The sequence below is a fragment of the Desulfogranum aggregans genome (assembly GCF_055398265.1).
This window is the reverse complement of the sequence record NZ_AP042447.1, coordinates 3,654,939-3,671,460: the sequence shown is the minus strand read 5'-3', so window position 1 is coordinate 3,671,460 and position 16,522 is coordinate 3,654,939. Positions and strand designations below refer to the sequence as shown.

Here is a 16,522-nt window from a genome sequence, read left to right as displayed (position 1 = left end):
AATCACTGTGTATCAGTGGGTGAAAGAGAGGAATTTCCAGACGTAGGCTTTATGGGAGCAACCATTTTTTCGTACTCTCCGGAGAACTGCAACTGTTGAAACGCCATCCGCAACCGCTCCACCAGCACCCTGTCAGACCCTTTGGTAACCGCTACAAAGCCGTCCACACCAATATCCAAGGGGAGCTGTCGGCGGAGCACTTCCTGGGGCACATAGCCCAGTTTTTCCAACTGATAGTAGGCTGTGGTCTCGTCAACGGCCCACAGGTCAATCCACCCGAGCAGCAGCTTCCTCGCACTGGCCTCGGTGGTGGTCTCATCCACCAACCGGGTAAACCCTTGATTTCGCAGATACCGGTCACGGACAGCGTTGCGCAGTACGCCCACGTAGAGATGCCGGGCATCTTCTATGCTGCTGATTGCTATGTCTTCACGACCTCGGAGGGAGTAAAAATAAGATGCTCCTCTGGCGACCACACCGATCCACTCAAACAGATTTTCGCGTTCTGCCGTCCGTACGAGGGGGTAGATAATGGTGTTGGGTTGTTCAAGAGCCATTTTGTAGGCTCTGCTCCAAGGATACGATTCGATGATGGCCTCCTCCTGGAGGCGATCAAGCAGCCAGGTGACGATGCGGGTAGACAGCCCTGTCACCTCACCCCTTTCCACCATGGAAAAGGGTGGATACTCCGTGGTGACCACCCTTGTCTCCCGGCAGAGGGACTTTCCGCAACAGAGCAGGATAACCGTCAGGATCAGGAAAAGACCTCTCCACGCTCGAGTATGTCCCATTTTCTCTCTCACTCGCGATCCAAGCACTGATTGTACGCCCTCCATGTTGGTCTATTCCTTGCCCTTTTTTGAGTCTATGTGGTCAGCGTATCCGAAACAGCGACCCCAGTCAAATCAGGCTGCAAGAAAAGCGTGCCTGGGAAAAAACAAATCACGGTGCGCCTCCGCCAATCGGCCCAGAACCCACTCTTGATCTACAGTATAATTTTTTACCTGGCACAAATAGAAAATTAACATATCTGTATCATCATGGTCCTGGTAAGCTAGCCACTACATCTCGTCCGTCGCGGCGACCGGACCACTCAATCCAGGCGGAAGAGAATTACCCACTCCATGGAGAATACAGTGACCAGAGAATTGATACCCGGCAACAAGACCAAAATAGTCTGCACCATCGGCCCTGCATCGGATGCTCCTGAAATGCTCGAAAAAATGATTGTTGCAGGCATGAACATCGCGCGTCTCAACTTCTCTCATGGTGATTTCTCCACCCACGGGGAAATCATTCGCCGAATCCGTGCCGCATCGGCCAAAACCGGACGTAATGTTGCCATAATGGCCGATCTCCCCGGACCGAAAATACGCATCGGTTCCTTAGTCAAGGAACCGGTGGAGGTCAGAATCGGGTCCCGGTTCACTCTCACCACTGAAGAAGTGGAGGGAAACTGGGAAGAGGTTTCCGTCACCCTCAGCAATCTGCCTGAAGTGGTCACCCCTGGGGACATACTTTTTGTCAACGACGGCTTGATCCAGTTGCGGGTGGAAGAGATTATCGGCAATCGGGTCCACTGCATTGTGACTGCGGGAGGAAAACTCCGTTCGAAAAAGGGGCTCAATCTCCCCGGCATCGACCTGGGAATTTCAGCATTTACCGATCATGACAGAGCCTGCATGCAGTTCGCCCTGGACCACGGTGTCGATGCCATCAGCCAATCCTTTGTCAACGATGCGGCCGATATACATGCGGTACGTCAGGCTGCCAGGGAGATGAAGTACACGCCCTTTATCATCGCCAAAATTGAACGATCATCCATCCACCATAAGATTGACGAAATCCTCGAGGCATCCGACGGGGTAATGGTCGCCCGAGGAGACCTGGGAGTAGAGATTCCCATTGAGGAGATCGCCATGATGCAGAAAAAAATCACTGCCAGGGCCAACCTCTTCGGTAAGCCGGTGATTACCGCCACCCAGATGCTGGAGTCCATGACCACCAACCGCCGCCCCACTCGTGCCGAGGCCACGGATGTGGCCAATGCCATCCTGGATGGTACCGATGCGGTCATGCTCTCTGAGGAGTCGGCGCTGGGGAATTATCCTTTGGAAGCAACCAAGATGCTTGTCCGGATTGCAGTGGCCACCGAACCGCACCGTACCAGTCGAAACTATACCAAGACCCCCAATGAACCGATTTTCAACCAGATCAGGGAAGTGGACTACATCGCCACCAGCGTACGCAGCATTGTCACGCAGACCGATGATGTGGCAGCTATTCTTTCCCCGACCGACAGCGGGCTCACCGCCAGACGCCTTGCCCGTTTTCATCTGCCCACCTGGATTCTGGCAATCAGCTCCAACAGAAAAACCTGCAAGGAACTCTGCTTCAGTTACGGTGTATTCCCCATTTACGAACTCAACCATCCGGTGGACTGGACCGATTACGCCAGGGACTACTCGATAAAATACAACCTCAAGGGAAGTTGCATCATTCAGACCGAGGGCCCCTCCCCGGAAAACCCGAACCGTAATCATAAAATGGAGATTATCGACCTGCGTGAACTGCAATAACCCCACAGCAAGGCATCACTGCCCGGGCAGGTTGCACCATTCCCACTGAAAGCGAACTATGGTACACTCCCTGGAGCAGATCGTAGCATGAAAATAGCTGGGCAGAACCTGCACCGGTTTCTGCCTGCGACAACTTTTTTTCTGCCTTATGAACAGCATGCACCAACAAGTTGCCACCCAGCTGTTGCCGGCACCAACCAACCCCGACGACCGCATCAACAAACTCAAACGCGCCCTTGCCTACAAGTTGTTTTATCAACTGGCCAAGACAACGCGCTCGGTCTCACTTAACGACTACTATCTGGCAGTTGCCTACTCTCTCAGAGACAGGATGCAGCCCCTGTTCATCAACTCTTCGGAACTCCACCTGGAAAGCGGGGTACGAATCGTCGCCTACCTTTCGGCCGAGTATCTCCCGGGACCACACCTGCTGAACAATCTCATCAACCTCAACCTCCTCGACGACATGCGACAGGCGGTTGCGGAAACCGGCCTTAAGCTGGGGGACATTCTCCAGGCTGAGGAAGAACCCGGGCTGGGCAATGGCGGGCTGGGCAGACTTGCCGCCTGTTTCATGGATTCCATGGCCACCCTCCAGATCCCTGCCATCGGCTACGGTATCCGCTACGAATTCGGCATGTTTGACCAGGAGATCGAAAACGGCTGGCAGGTCGAACTCAGTGATCGCTGGCTCCAGGGCGGCAACCCATGGGAAGTCAAGAAAGTTGACCTTGCCCAGGAAGTGGGATTCGGTGGCCGCACGGAAACCATTCACAGCCCGGACGGAGCTTTTCGGGTCCGCTGGATTCCGGCCCGGGTTATCTGCGGCATCCCCTACGACACCCCGATTCCCGGCTACAGGGTCAATACCGTCAACACCCTCCGGCTGTGGAGCGCTGAAGCCCCTAAGTCGTTCGACTTCGAGGACTTCAACGTCGGTGACTATATCGGGGCGGTAGCTGAAAAAATTGCCGCCGAGAATATCACCAAGGTGCTCTACCCCAATGATGCGCAGTACGCCGGTAAACAACTTCGTCTGGAGCAACAGTATTTTTTTGCCAGCTGTTCGCTTCAGGACATGCTCCGCATCCACCTGTTCAATAACGAGCCGCTGACCACCTTTCACCAACGTTTTGCCGTTCAGCTCAATGATACCCATCCCGCCATTGCGGTGGCGGAACTGATGCGGCTGCTGGTTGATGGTCACTCCATGGGGTGGGAGGAGGCGTGGCAGGTCACCACCAGAACCTTCTCGTATACCAACCATACCCTGTTGCCCGAAGCTCTGGAAAAATGGCCCTTGCCCCTGTTCGACTCGCTGCTGCCGCGCCACCTGGAAATTATTCTTGAAATCAATCGCCGTTTTCTTGACATGGTCCGGCTCAAATTTCCCGGCAACCAGGAAATGGTGAACAGGCTCTCCATCATCGATGAGAGCGGGCCCCGCTACGTGCGCATGGCCAACCTGGCATGTATCGGCAGCCATGCCATCAACGGAGTATCCGCTCTCCACACGGCTCTGCTCAAGCAACGGACGCTTCAACCATTTGACCGTTTATGGCCCAGGAAAATTCGCAGTATCACCAACGGCGTCACCCCCCGTCGATGGATGCTGGTCGTCAATCCTCGTCTCTGCAGCCTGATCAACGAGGCCATCGGTGATGACTGGATCACCCGGCTCGATCAATTGCACCAACTGGAATCGCTGGTTGACGACACCGCTTTTAGCGAATCCTGGCACGCTGTAAAGCTCGCCAACAAACGGGCATTTTCCGAACTGATCGGCAAACAGTTCGCTATGGCACTCAACCCCTATGCCCTGTTTGATGTCCAGGTGAAGCGTATCCATGAGTACAAACGCCAGCATCTTAACCTGCTGCACATTATTACCCTCTACATCAGGCTCAAACGGCACCCAGAACAATCCTTTCCCCCACGGGTGTTTATCTTTGGCGGAAAAGCGGCTCCCGGGTATCAGATGGCCAAATTACTCATTAAACTGATCACAGCCGTGGCCGAGGTGGTCAATGGTGATCCCGACATCAAAGGCAGGATCAAGGTCCTTTTTCTCCACAACTACAATGTGAAAACAGCGCACACCCTCTTCCCGGTGGCTGATCTCTCAGAGCAGATATCGGTCGCCGGCACCGAGGCCTCAGGCACCGGCAACATGAAATTTGCCATGAATGGCGCCCTTACTCTGGGAACGCTGGACGGAGCTAACGCAGAGATACGCACGGCCGTTGGACCTGAACATTTTTTTCAGTTCGGCCTCTCGGTGCAGGAGGCGGAGAGCGTCATCCGCAATCACTACACTCCCCAGGCAGTGTATGCTGAAAACGATGAACTGAAGGAGGCGGTAGACCTCATCGGCAACGGTCACTTTTCCCACGGCGACCCCAACCTGTTTCGACCGCTGATCGATGAGTTACTGCACCGCGATCAATACCTGGTTCTTGCTGACTATGCCGACTATGTGGCCTGTCAGGAAAAGGTAAGCGCCCTCTATACCGACCGAGAGCAGTGGGTGCGCTCCTCTATATGCAACGTTGCCCGCATAGGCCGCTTCTCCTCCGACCGCGCCATTCGTGAGTATTGTCGATCCATCTGGGCCATCGATCCTGTGCCCATCGAGCTTAAATGGAAACGTATTCCTGAAGGAGGCGTTATCTTTTCCCCATCGAGCCACCAACAGCAGGAGCAATCATGAATACGACCACCCTTTGTTCTTTTGACCGGCAGGAGGCACTGACCGCCAAACTCGTCCGTACAGTGACGACTGCCCTGGAACAGGGCATTCAACGGCGAGGACGCGCATCCCTCGTTGTCTCGGGAGGATCGACCCCTATCCCTCTTTTCCAGGCGCTCTCGCAAACCCCCTTCGCCTGGAATCGCGTACACGTCACCCTTGCCGATGAACGGTGGGTCCCGCCAGACGCCCCGGAGAGCAACGAACAGCTGGTTCGCACCCACTTGCTGCAGGGAGAGGCGGCGACCGCCTCCTTTGTCGGTCTGAAAACAGAAGATTCAACACCGCACCAGGCCGAATCCACTGTTCAACGCCGCCTTGCCGCACTGCCCAGACCCTTCGACCTTGTCCTGCTCGGTATGGGGAATGACGGCCATACCGCCTCGCTCTTTCCAGGCAGCCCTGAACTGGACCACGCCATTGCCCCTTCGACCTCCATCACCGCCTGCGCAATTACGCCTGCCAACGCACCGCACCTCAGGATGACCCAGACACTGTCAAGCCTCCTTAACAGCCGGATTATCTTCCTCCACCTCACCGGAGCCGAGAAAAACCGGGTCTACCAGCAGGCACTCAACGGTACCGACAGCGCCGAAATGCCTGTGCGGGCCATATTGCACCAGCGACAGACTCCGGTCACGGTCTACTGGGCCCCATAGCGCACACGCCCTTTGCTCTTTTCCCCTGCGCACAGGAGATGCAGCATGAAAATCGTCGTAGCCCCCAACGCCTTTAAAGGCTCCCTCAGCGCCACTGCCGCCGCCGCTGCCATGGCCGCAGGCATTCGCCGGGTGTGTGCCGGGGCAGATATTCGTCAGGTCCCGATTGCCGATGGTGGAGATGGACTGGTTGAGGTTGCATTGGAGGTACTGCCCGGCATACGCAAGGAGATCCAGGTTACAGGACCGGACTTTACGCCGGTATCGGCAGCATATTGCCTGGTGGAGGAACGCGGCCTGGTTGCCCTGGAGATGGCTTTGGCAAGCGGTCTCGCCCTGCTCCCCCCGGCGAAACGCGACCCTACCAAAACGACCACACTGGGTACAGGCGAACTCCTTCGGGCCGGATTGGATACTGGTGCAGATCACATCCTGCTCGGTATCGGCGGGAGTGCGACCAATGATGGCGGTATAGGGGCTGCAGCTGCTTTGGGGATCGCTTTTCTCGATCAGCATGGCCAGCAGGTCTCGCTGACCGGCGGTGGGTTGTCCACCATCGCCCATATCGATCCAGGCAACCGTGATCCGCGCCTGGATCGGGTTCGCCTGGAAGTTGCCTGTGATGTGACCAATCCCCTGACCGGCCCTAACGGGGCTGCCAGGGTCTACGCTGCGCAGAAAGGAGCATCTCCTGGTCAGATAGAGCAGCTTGAGCAGGGTTTGTGCCATCTTGCGGCCTGCATAAAGCGAGACCTGGGCGTGGACGTCTCCGCCCTTGCCGGTGGCGGTGCTGCCGGCGGCCTTGGGGCCGGCCTCTATGCCTTTCTGGGGGCAGCCTTACGCCCCGGGGTGGACCTGATTCTGGACCTTGTTTCGCTGAAACAGGAGCTCCAGGGGGCAGATCTGGTCATTACCGGTGAAGGGCAGATCGACTTCCAGACCCTGTTCGGGAAAGCACCTGCAGGGGTGGCTGCCATGGCTCAACATCTCGGCATTCCCTGTATTGGGCTCGCAGGCTCCCTTGGCCGGGATCGAGGTACGCTTCATCAGCATGGGTTTCATGCGCTCTTTTCCGTCTGCCCGGGCCCCATCAGCCTTGAACAGGCCATGGAGGAGGGGGAACTGTTACTTGCCGACAGTACCGAACAGGCGCTGCGCTGCTTCCTTGCACGCCCTTGCTAAGCATGGTGCACCCCGGCCTGCGCGTCTCCTTTTGGCCGAGGCGAGATGAAATTTTGCATCATACAAGGGCATACTTCAGCTGATAGGTCAATTGTCCGGTGATTTATTTATTTTTTTTTAGTATACTATAATACTTTCGTTATTTTTTTATCAGCTGAAGACCGACTGACTCGGATTAACGCATTCTCAACCATCACGCCTACAATGAACAAAACAACAACCACCACCGGATACAAACGCTACGCCCTGAACACCGACCCGTCACGCCTGGAAATGATGAGGACCTACCTCATCAGCCTGATGGATGAAGCCAACCAGAAAAAGATGATGGAGTGCAGTGCAGAAGTGCTTGCCCCCATCTATAACGGGGCCACCAGAATGACCCCGAGCTCCATCTTTATCAATACCGGTTCTCCTGAAGATGTGGCCTATATCCGTGAAAAAGCACTTGAAGTCGGCGAAGAATTCCAGCTGGCCCATAAACGCCATACCTGCCACTTCGACGGTCCCAACGACCAGGGACGTGATACCGCAAACACCAAGTATTTGGCCTATGCTGATACCGAGATCAGCTCGCTGCAGAAAAAGGAGGAATTGCAGGCCGGAGTGGTTGAAGCACGAAACATCATCACCAACATCATGCGCACCAAGGAGATGATCATCTCTTTCATCTCTCGCGGTCCCGTCGGCAGTCCGGTCTCTGACCCGACCCTGCAGGTAACGGACTCCTTTTATGTTACCCACAGTGAATTTCTCCTGTACCGGATGATGGATCCGGCGACTTTTTCCAGAGACGTTGAGGAAAAAGGCTACATGTTCGTTAATTACCATAGTGCCGGCAGGCTCACGGAGACCAAAGTCTCTGCTGACCTGCAGAACCGTCGCATCTACATGGATGTGGAGCGTTTTCGCTCCTACAGCTCCAACAACCAGTATGCAGGCAACTCCATCGCCCCGAAAAAAATCAATCATCGATTTGCCAATATGAATAATATTCGCAATTATTTCGGTGAACGACTCGATGAACACATGTTCATCGCCGGATTTGCCATGGAAGATGAAATCGTTTATTTCGGCGGCGCCTATCCTTCGGGCTGCGGGAAGACTGGTACGGCCATGACCGGCACCCATCTGGTTGGCGACGACCTTGCCAAAATTTTCATCGACAAAGAGACCGGCGAAGTCCGGGCAGTGAATCCGGAAAAAGGCATGTTCGGCATTATTGAAGGCGTGAATCAACAGGATGATCCGGAAACGCTGAAGGTGCTGGAGGGTCCGGAGAACGAGGTTATTTTCTCCAACCTGCTGGTCTCCGATGGTCGTCCCTATTGGAACGGTATGGGGGAAACATTGCCGCAACGAGGGGTCAACTATCTGGGCAAATGGACCTCCCAGTCAGGCACCCAGGCTTCCCATAAAAATGCCCGCTTTACCATCACCCTGGACGCTCTGGAAAACTACGATACCGCCACAGAGGCGCCTCAAGGAGTGAAGCTCAGCGGTCTTCTCTTTGGCGGCAGGGATTACACCACCATGCCGACGATCGTCATGGCCCACGACTGGATGAGCACGGTTGTTCACGGCGCAATCATCCGTTCCGCCACCACGGCAACAGAAATCGGGGCCGACGGCAGTGAAAAACGCTCACCATTTGCCAATGAAGCTTTCTTTCCCGGCCCCCTGGCCCATTACATCAATCACTACAAGGCCTTTGGGGAAAACCCCGCCATCAACAAGGATAATCTCCCTTCCGGATTCCAGGTCAACTATTGGCTCCATAAAAGCGGTCGAGGCAGCCTGGCCCCAGGGGAATCAGACGGCTTGATCGGTGAAAAACGCGACACCAAGGTATGGATGCGCATCATGGCCCTGATGCATCAGGGCAAAGTGGAAACCATCTGGACCCCTATCGGGCGAATTCCCAAGTACCAGGACCTGAAAAAACTGTTCACCGAAATCATCGACAAGGAATACAGCAAAGCCACCTATACCAAGCAGTTTTCCCTGTATGTTGATAACCTGGTAGAACGGGTCGATATGTCAATCACCGAGTTCTCCAAAGAAAAAGGCATGCATGATGCGTTCTTCCGGGTCCTCAACACCTGGCGGAGAGACCTTATTGCCCTCGGGGCGGCGATCGGACCGATTGTCACCCCGGATCAAATGATCGAGTACGTGGCTGCCCATCAGTCGCAGTAGGAGAGGCATCATCCGACCCGGTGCAGCTTTCACGGCTCTGCCGTGAAAGCTGCAGCCTGCTTGCGCAAAAAAAAAGAGTTTTCCCGCTTGGGAAAACTCTTTTTTTTTGGCGATCAACCCAGAAAAAACTACGCCAACAGGGACATTACCTTTTCCCGAATATCCGCACCGGCCATCCCCTGATACGGAATCTGTTCGGAAAGCCCGCCCGCACCGTCCTTCCAGGTTCCCATGGAACCGTACTGCGGGGAAAAACCTCGCTCCAGCAGCCAGGTGCCGTAGCGACTGCCCAGGCCGGTCTTGGTATTCTGCGTTTCGACGACCAAAACAAAGGGGCTGCTGCCAACCGTGGCAATCATTTCCTCATCCACCACATTCAGCACCGGTTTATTGATCAGGCCGACCTTGATTCCTTCCTGGCGAAGACGCTCAACGACGTCGAGACACCGGTAGAGCATCTCGCCATAGGAGACGATATACCCTTGCTCGCCCTCTCGGATGATTTCATCCCGGTCCGGGGTAAACGAGTAGTTGTCATAGAACCGGTTTCCCTCTTCATCAAGAATAAACGGCGTAGCCGAACGGGTGGAGTAGATAAAGCGCAACCCCTTTTCATGGAAGACCGTACCGAGAATAGCTTTCAACTGCAGAGGATCGGCCGGGAAGTAGAGACGGGTCGCGTCATGTTCAGCCAGCCCGTTATCGGCAAAAAAATTGTTGATGCCGAAATGACAGGTATTGTCTGCCATATCATCAACCCCTGAATGGGAAAAATGGGCAAGGACATTGGCCTGATTGAGCCTGGCCATGGTAATTTCCGAAATCACCATTTCCTGAAAGGCCGAAAAGGTGCCAAAAATTCCCTGTTTTCCGGGCGTTGAACCAAAACCGGCGGCCACAGAAAAATTATTACGCTCCATAATGCCGCCATGCACATATACCTGGGGGAAATTTTTTCTGATATGGTGCAGTCCGCAGGAACCCTCCAGGTCCGAATCCACGACGATCACGCTCTTCTCCGGGGTGTCGATCTCAGCCAGGATATCGCAGATGACCTTACCGAATTCATCACGATTCTTCCCGGTTTCCTTGGTGCTGCCCAGGTATTGGGGCTTTTCCGCTTTCTCCGCCTCCCTGCCAAGGACCTCCACCGCCGCATCCTGGCCGCGGCTTTGCAGATACTCGATGGCCATTGGTACGGGAATAACATCATGCCCTTTGGGAAGTCCCTCTATTCCTGGAACACCGACAGCCATTAGCCGTTTGGCCACTACCGCCGCAGGACCATCCGCAGCAATGGCCTGCTGAATGAGACGAAAAAGGGTATCAATATCTTCCCCGGCGCAGGTTTCCACCTGCAGACCATGCCCCCGCAGGGTCGCAGCGACGTCATACCCCTGCATATATTCCGTCGGATGGCCGGCAATGGTCACATCGTTGTCGTCAACGACCAGTTTCACCTTCAGACCTCTTGCCACTGCATAACGTGCTGCTTCGGCATCGTCTCCCTCCTGTTGGGATCCGTCGCTGCCAAACAAAAAGACCGTCTGCTCCGGGTGGGCCTCAGCGACACCGTTCACATAGCTCCACAGGTGGCCGAGCCTTCCAGAACTGAAAAACACGCCGTCTTTTTCGTTGCGTTCCGGATGTCCGTACAGCCCCTGATTGAATTCGCGATAATGGAGTAGGGTTTCCGGTTCGGCATAGCCGTTAAGTACCGCCATCATATACTGGATGGCGACTCGATGGCCGGCCTCATCAAAATACACTGGATAACAGGCTTCGGAGCCGCGCATAAACCCGTCGATAATCAGGAGTTCGGGAACGATATCATAGGCCCCGCCGGTATGGCCTCCGAGTCCTTTGGTATTGGCGAGCGCAGTAAAAAAAACAATGCTGTCGCGAACGATGGAAATATTGTTCACCAGCTGTGCGCGCTGCTCAGCGCTCATCCCTTCCTGGGTAAGGCTCAATTCAAGAGGGGTATATCCGGATAAATCAATGGGAAAAGTCATAATAATTTCCTAGAGAAAAATGAAATAAGAAAGGGAGAGACCGGTACGGATCGTTTGCCGCCTGACCGAAAATTATCTGCACAGATACCAAAACTGGCAAAATCCGCAACAAGGATTTTCTCCTGTACAAAGTGAGTTAGCATTGACTTCCCCGCATTATCTGCCGGGAAAATGCACCCTGCAGGAGAGGAATCAACAGAGCGATATCTCCTGTAGACCTGAGCGGTTATCTGGTATAGAGTCGCTGACTACCCTCATACATCCTTCACAACCTTTGCACTACTTATACGCTATGAAAACCGTACGAAGATACCATCTGCAGCCAACCAAGACCCAAGGCATCCAACTGCCCGCCGGCAGCGAGATCCTCACCGTGCAGGCCAAAGGAGACGAGGCTCCGGTCCTCTGGGCCCTGGTGGACCCTGCTCAGGCAGACGAGCAACGAACCATCACCCTCTATTCAACCGGCACAGAGGTGCCCGATCGTCCCGGCAACTATTGCGGCACCTTTCAGCTCTACGAGGGCAGCCTGGAGTTCCACGCCTTTGAAACCCCCGGCAGCCCCGATGAGGAGTAACCGCAACCAAAGCAATGTTCAGGTAAAGACCACGGTCCGGTTCTCATAGACCAGCGTCTGCCGTTTCAGATGGTGCCAGATAGCCCGGGCAAGGATGACCTTTTCCAGGTCCCTGCCCTTGCGCACCAGGTCCTGTACAGAATCAGCATGGCTGACCTTGATCACATCCTGTGCGATAATCGGGCCCCCATCAAGATCAGCCGTTACATAATGGCTGGTTGCCCCAACGATCTTTACTCCTCGCTCATGGGCCGAATGGTAAGGCTTGGCCCCTGGAAACGCCGGAAGAAAGGAGTGATGAATATTGATGATTTTGCGTTCATAATGATTGACAAAATCACCGGAGAGGATCTGCATATAGCGGGCAAGGACGATAAAGTCGACCTCGTGCTCTGCCAGCAGCTCCAGTTGCTCCTGCTCTTTCTCCCGCTTATTCTGCGGGGTAATGGCAAAATGATGATAGGGAATGTCAAACTGTTCGGCTACCGGCCGCATATCTTCATGATTACTGATGATGAGCGGAATTTTCACGGCTAACTCCCCGGATTTCCACCGGGCAAGCAGATCATACAGACAATGGGGCAGCTTGGAGACAAAGAGCGCCATTTTGGGTACGTAGTCAGAAAAATAGAGATCCCACTGCATGGCATATTTCTGGCCGATAAGCACGTCAAAATATTCGCCGATTTTTTCGTTGGGGATAGTAAAATGTTCCAATTCCCATTCGATCCGCATAAAGAAAACGCCCTGCGATGCATCTACATGTTGATCGAGATAGAGTATATTTCCGTTATTCTTAAAGATAAACTCACTCACTGAGGAGATTATCCCTTTTTTGTCCTCACAGTGAATCAACAAAATGGCGGAGGAGGGTCTCTGCTTGTTTTTTGGGAGAGCCATGGTCTTTCAAGTGGGTGTTTGAAGAAAAGAAGCCGAGCGACGACCGGAATTAAACCGCCAAAATTTCTCCTGTGCATTGTGTCCCATGCATTGAGGTCTTTCAATGCAATGTCCTGCAGACGAATGTGCTCTGCGGAAAAATTGTGGCAAGCGCACAAAAACGGACATTCTATAGGAAAAAGCAGATGTATGCAAGTAGGGGAAGGGCCGCCCCTGCCGATAGCGTTCGTCTGTACCGGTCAGGGGAGAAAACAGGAAGAAGTCACTACAGGCTGCACATTTTGGATACACGCTCCAGCAACAGGTCCCATTGACTGCTGTTGCCGCCAAGCCATTGGATCGCCTCCTGCTTGGTGGTGAAAATTTTCATCTCCGCCGTTTGGTCCTGGGCCTGTATGCTCTCCTGGTATACCCTTGCCAGGTTAAAGGAAAGCGAGTCCGGAGCGATAACAGCAATTTTCAGGTCAGGATACTTGTCGATGTGTTCCTTGTTAATTCTCACGATGTCCGCAAGTCGTTCCATATCCACATCAGGGGCAAAACTATCCACCTCTGCAAAGCTGATCAGCTCTTTTGTGCTTGCAGTGAAATCGGGGTGGGAAAGAACCGATACCGCCTGCAGTTCCAAGTCACTGGCGGTTACATCGCCAAAAAAATGAATCAGCAGCATCTGGTGTTCCTGACTGAATATATTGCATCCTGGCATCTCTGTTCTCCTTTTTGCTAAGGCCGCACTCTATGCAACCACGCTGCGGCGATGAGTTTATTCTGTATTTCCAACCTAATGCGAGCGCTGAAAAAAAGCAACCATGTCCCGCTCACTCTGTTGATGTTGCGGCAGGAGTCACGCTTCGGCCCACAAGGCGCGCTGATCAAAAAAACAGAAATACGAAAAAAAATTATCCTTTGAATTCTCCGCCTACAGATTGAAAATCCCCTTATGCGCCATTCCCCTTGTCGCTAATAGCAAACACGTTTTTCACTCATGATGCAGCATATAGCGTCACATCGCCTCGCCCCCCTTTCACCACGAGAGCTTATGAAACTATTGCAGCTGCATTTTCAACGGAAGAGTCACCCTGATGCCCGGCAGCGATCCCCAAAAAAACAACGATGCCTTCACTGCCAACATGCCCTGGAACGGGAAGAAGTCCTCTGCAGGGAGTGCCAGGAAAAAATGCTCGCTCCTGTGGCAGGCATGAACAATAACGACGTATAGAAAGTTTCCCTCTCCTGAACGGGTAATTGCCGAAAGACAATAGGGCTCATCGATCTCCACACCTAGCCGGCCCGGGTGAAGGTATAGGATCCCCTGGCCACCAACAGTTCTTGCTCGGCGTGTTCAAGGTAGACGTCTGCATCGACAAAAATAAGCAGCGCCCCCGACTTGATGACCGTGGCTCGAGCCAACAGCCTTCCTGATGCAACTGCCCGGAAAAGGCGAAAATTGAATTCCGGGGCAACAAGAACGTCCCCTGCCGCTGCCACTGAAAGTGCAGCCCCCAGGGCAGCGTGCCCTGCCAGCGAGGAAAGCACCCCCCCATGTACCCTGCCGAGATGTTGACGGTGCCCAGCAACCACCTCTACCTCGGCCTTGCACCACCCCGGGCCTACTCCTGCAAGGACAATACCCAGGTCACGAATGAAGACCGCATCCCTGAAGACCGCAGCCACCTCCTCTGCATACCTGCTGTTACGCACCTCCATCGGCCCCTCCTTTATTGGCCGTTCACATGCCTAGCGAAAACATCCGCTCCAGGTCATGCCGGGAAAATGCCTTGAATGCCAGCATGGTCTCTGTTTTCTCAATGCCTTCGAGTTGGTACATCCTGCTCGTCACCAACTCAGCGAGGTCTTCATTGGTAGCCACCCGTACCATGGCCACCAGGTCATAGGTGCCGCTGACCGAGTACACCTCGGAAACCCCGTCCATTTCTGCCAACTGTTCGGCTAGCGTATTAATTTTTTCCCGCTCTGCATTGATAAGAATAATGGAAGTAACCATCACTGCTCCTTGTTGAGTAGTTCTCAGCCGCTGCCTGCGCTCGCTCGAGAGCCGGCCGCCATGGCAGCATCCTTGGCGCCCGGATCATAGAATTGAAAAAAATGGTCCATGATGAACTCTACCGTTTCCCGGTTAACATGGAAGTTCTCCTTTCCATCGGAGAAATAGGTCTCTTTCTGCAACATCCGGTATATGGTAGCCATCTCAAAGGCTGGAAAATAGAAAACATTCGCATGGGACGCAACAAATTCATCGGCTACAGCCCGCAAGGTTGACTTGGAATTGCAACTCGCGCTGATCACATCGAGGTCCTGGCGAAAGGTTGCCCACAGGTGAACCGGTGACACCGTAATCAGGATGCGGCATTGGGGATTATGCACGGCCATGAGTGAATGAATATACTCCAGATTGGCCAGGTTCTCGCCAAAACGCGAGACCCGAAAACGATAGCGCGACATATCACCGCCGCTATTGGGGTATGGGCCTGACGGCAGGCAGATCACACTGCCGTCTTCCTGATCTTCCCATATTTCCGTGAGCCCCAAGGTCAGGATCAGTACCTCTGCCCGACACAGTGCCCGTCGGGAGGCCGCAACGTGCAGCACAAAGTCTGCTTCCGCCTCCTCAAGCGAATCGTAGAGAATGATGCGTCGGTATGGGTCCTGAACCCGCTCCTCCGAAGGAACGTTCCACCACCTCAGTTGAGGGGTGAAACGATCAAAGGTATAGGCAAAAATCTGCCGCATGGAAAAGGTGTTATACGTTCTCTCCCAGGCCGCGCTGGCATGAACGGCAGCAGGGTTGCGTTTTTCCTCTTCAATGTAATTATATCCCTGACGGACCAGGACTTTTTTTATCTCCCGTGCAAAACAGGATCCCATGGACGCAATGGCGGTACGGGCATCAATGCGCAGCCCCTTTTCCTCAGGGAAAGGATAGTGGCCGTCCACCGGCGGATTGCGGTACGACCCCGGCCAGACCTGCCAAGAATCAAAGGTATGAAATGGATGTACTTCAGAGCGAGCCATTGATGTGGTTCCACGTTATTGTAAAGATGAAAGACCGCTACGTTCGACAGGTACGAGATAGTAGCGGTAATAACCGACAAGGTTACTGCAAAGAAAGAGTGATTCAAGGGCAACAGCCATCGGTGAGAGGACCAGTATGTTGTGCAGCAGCCACAGCGAGGTGCCGGCCAGCATGATCTCCCGCATGCGGCGATCGCAACGGCAGAATGATCCCACGGTATTGCAGACAGCGGCAGTCCCGCTCAGCAGGCTGAGATATCCACCATACGTGCTCAGGGTGACCAGTAGCGCACAACCGATAAAGAGGGTCATCACCCCCGGCGAGGTCGTGAAAAATCCGGCCGCAAATCGGCCCCCGGCTACCATGGCTAACCCGGCGGCAGTCCAATGCCCGAGCAGCAAAAAGTGCGTCGAAACCAGGACGGCAGAGACAAACAGGCATGCAACTATCCGTCGCCTCTGCTTACACTGAAACGAAAGGATATCAGTGGCGATAGCACAACCGACCAGTATCTGCGATAAAAGAAATAAGGACATTCCCCTCAGTCCGTACACAACATATAGTTTAGCAGCGCGCTCATCGGCCATCACCTGTATAGCTGAACGCTCGGTGCCTCAAATGCATGGTA

The 16,522-nt window shown here is 54.0% G+C and carries 15 protein-coding genes; 7 read left to right on the top strand and 8 right to left on the bottom strand.

Translation table 11 applies throughout. The annotated features are described in order from the left end of the window. Positions 1 to 2: 2 nt before the first annotated feature. Positions 3 to 791: a substrate-binding periplasmic protein gene (locus ACZ52Z_RS16180; protein WP_464267807.1), complete on the bottom strand. Its 789-nt coding sequence runs from the start codon at positions 789 to 791 to the stop codon at positions 3 to 5. Positions 792 to 1,136: 345 nt separating this feature from the next. On the opposite strand from ACZ52Z_RS16180, the gene pyk reads away from it, so the two are divergent. The 5 genes from pyk (at position 1,137) to ACZ52Z_RS16155 (ending at position 9,368) form a co-directional block, all read left to right on the top strand. Next, positions 1,137 to 2,579 (top strand): pyruvate kinase, encoded by a 1,443-nt coding sequence (pyk, locus tag ACZ52Z_RS16175; protein WP_464267806.1) that lies wholly within the window; start codon positions 1,137 to 1,139, stop codon positions 2,577 to 2,579. A 157-nt stretch (positions 2,580 to 2,736) separates the two neighbouring features. After that, on the top strand, positions 2,737 to 5,289 hold the full coding sequence (locus tag ACZ52Z_RS16170; RefSeq protein ID WP_464267805.1) for a glycogen/starch/alpha-glucan phosphorylase: 2,553 nt from the start codon (positions 2,737 to 2,739) through the stop codon (positions 5,287 to 5,289). Then, positions 5,283 to 5,987, top strand: a complete 705-nt coding sequence (gene pgl / locus ACZ52Z_RS16165; protein ID WP_464270810.1) for a 6-phosphogluconolactonase — start codon at positions 5,283 to 5,285, stop codon at positions 5,985 to 5,987. The genes ACZ52Z_RS16170 and pgl overlap by 7 nt, the downstream gene beginning before the upstream one ends. Positions 5,988 to 6,032: 45 nt before the next feature. Further along, positions 6,033 to 7,169 (top strand): glycerate kinase, encoded by a 1,137-nt coding sequence (locus ACZ52Z_RS16160; protein WP_464267804.1) that lies wholly within the window; start codon positions 6,033 to 6,035, stop codon positions 7,167 to 7,169. Positions 7,170 to 7,373: 204 nt separating this feature from the next. Further along, positions 7,374 to 9,368 carry a phosphoenolpyruvate carboxykinase domain-containing protein gene (locus ACZ52Z_RS16155; protein WP_464267803.1) on the top strand — a complete coding sequence of 665 codons (1,995 nt, stop codon included), beginning with the start codon at positions 7,374 to 7,376 and terminating at the stop codon, positions 9,366 to 9,368. Positions 9,369 to 9,496: 128 nt separating this feature from the next. On the opposite strand, the gene ACZ52Z_RS16150 is transcribed toward ACZ52Z_RS16155, so the two are convergent. Beyond that, a complete protein-coding gene (locus tag ACZ52Z_RS16150; protein WP_464267802.1) occupies positions 9,497 to 11,383 on the bottom strand; it encodes a transketolase C-terminal domain-containing protein in 1,887 nt (628 codons plus the stop codon). 292 nt (positions 11,384 to 11,675) lie between these two features. On the opposite strand from ACZ52Z_RS16150, the gene ACZ52Z_RS16145 reads away from it, so the two are divergent. After that, positions 11,676 to 11,960 (top strand): DUF7352 domain-containing protein, encoded by a 285-nt coding sequence (locus tag ACZ52Z_RS16145; RefSeq protein WP_464267801.1) that lies wholly within the window; start codon positions 11,676 to 11,678, stop codon positions 11,958 to 11,960. Between the two features lie 18 nt (positions 11,961 to 11,978). On the opposite strand, the gene purU is transcribed toward ACZ52Z_RS16145, so the two are convergent. Together purU and ACZ52Z_RS16135 are read right to left on the bottom strand one after the other, a co-directional pair. Continuing rightward, complete coding sequence (gene purU, locus ACZ52Z_RS16140; RefSeq protein WP_464267800.1) at positions 11,979 to 12,860, bottom strand: formyltetrahydrofolate deformylase; 882 nt, start codon at positions 12,858 to 12,860, stop codon at positions 11,979 to 11,981. 265 nt (positions 12,861 to 13,125) lie between these two features. Then, a complete protein-coding gene (locus tag ACZ52Z_RS16135; protein WP_464267799.1) occupies positions 13,126 to 13,566 on the bottom strand; it encodes a hypothetical protein in 441 nt (146 codons plus the stop codon). A 333-nt stretch (positions 13,567 to 13,899) separates the two neighbouring features. On the opposite strand from ACZ52Z_RS16135, the gene ACZ52Z_RS16130 reads away from it, so the two are divergent. Further along, complete coding sequence (locus tag ACZ52Z_RS16130) at positions 13,900 to 14,079, top strand: hypothetical protein (protein WP_464267798.1); 180 nt, start codon at positions 13,900 to 13,902, stop codon at positions 14,077 to 14,079. 62 nt (positions 14,080 to 14,141) lie between these two features. Here ACZ52Z_RS16130 and ACZ52Z_RS16125 read toward each other — a convergent pair whose 3' ends face one another. The 4 genes from ACZ52Z_RS16125 to ACZ52Z_RS16110 are packed head-to-tail and all read right to left on the bottom strand — an operon-like array spanning position 14,142 to position 16,430. After that, positions 14,142 to 14,567, bottom strand: coding sequence for a PaaI family thioesterase (locus tag ACZ52Z_RS16125; protein ID WP_464267797.1), 426 nt, complete (start codon positions 14,565 to 14,567; stop codon positions 14,142 to 14,144). 22 nt (positions 14,568 to 14,589) lie between these two features. After that, positions 14,590 to 14,865 carry an Lrp/AsnC family transcriptional regulator gene (locus ACZ52Z_RS16120; RefSeq protein WP_464267796.1) on the bottom strand — a complete coding sequence of 92 codons (276 nt, stop codon included), beginning with the start codon at positions 14,863 to 14,865 and terminating at the stop codon, positions 14,590 to 14,592. A 23-nt stretch (positions 14,866 to 14,888) separates the two neighbouring features. Beyond that, positions 14,889 to 15,893, bottom strand: a complete 1,005-nt coding sequence (locus ACZ52Z_RS16115) for a GSCFA domain-containing protein (protein ID WP_464267795.1) — start codon at positions 15,891 to 15,893, stop codon at positions 14,889 to 14,891. 15 nt (positions 15,894 to 15,908) lie between these two features. Next, positions 15,909 to 16,430, bottom strand: a complete 522-nt coding sequence (locus tag ACZ52Z_RS16110) for a YgjV family protein (RefSeq protein ID WP_464267794.1) — start codon at positions 16,428 to 16,430, stop codon at positions 15,909 to 15,911. Positions 16,431 to 16,522: the final 92 nt, after the last annotated feature.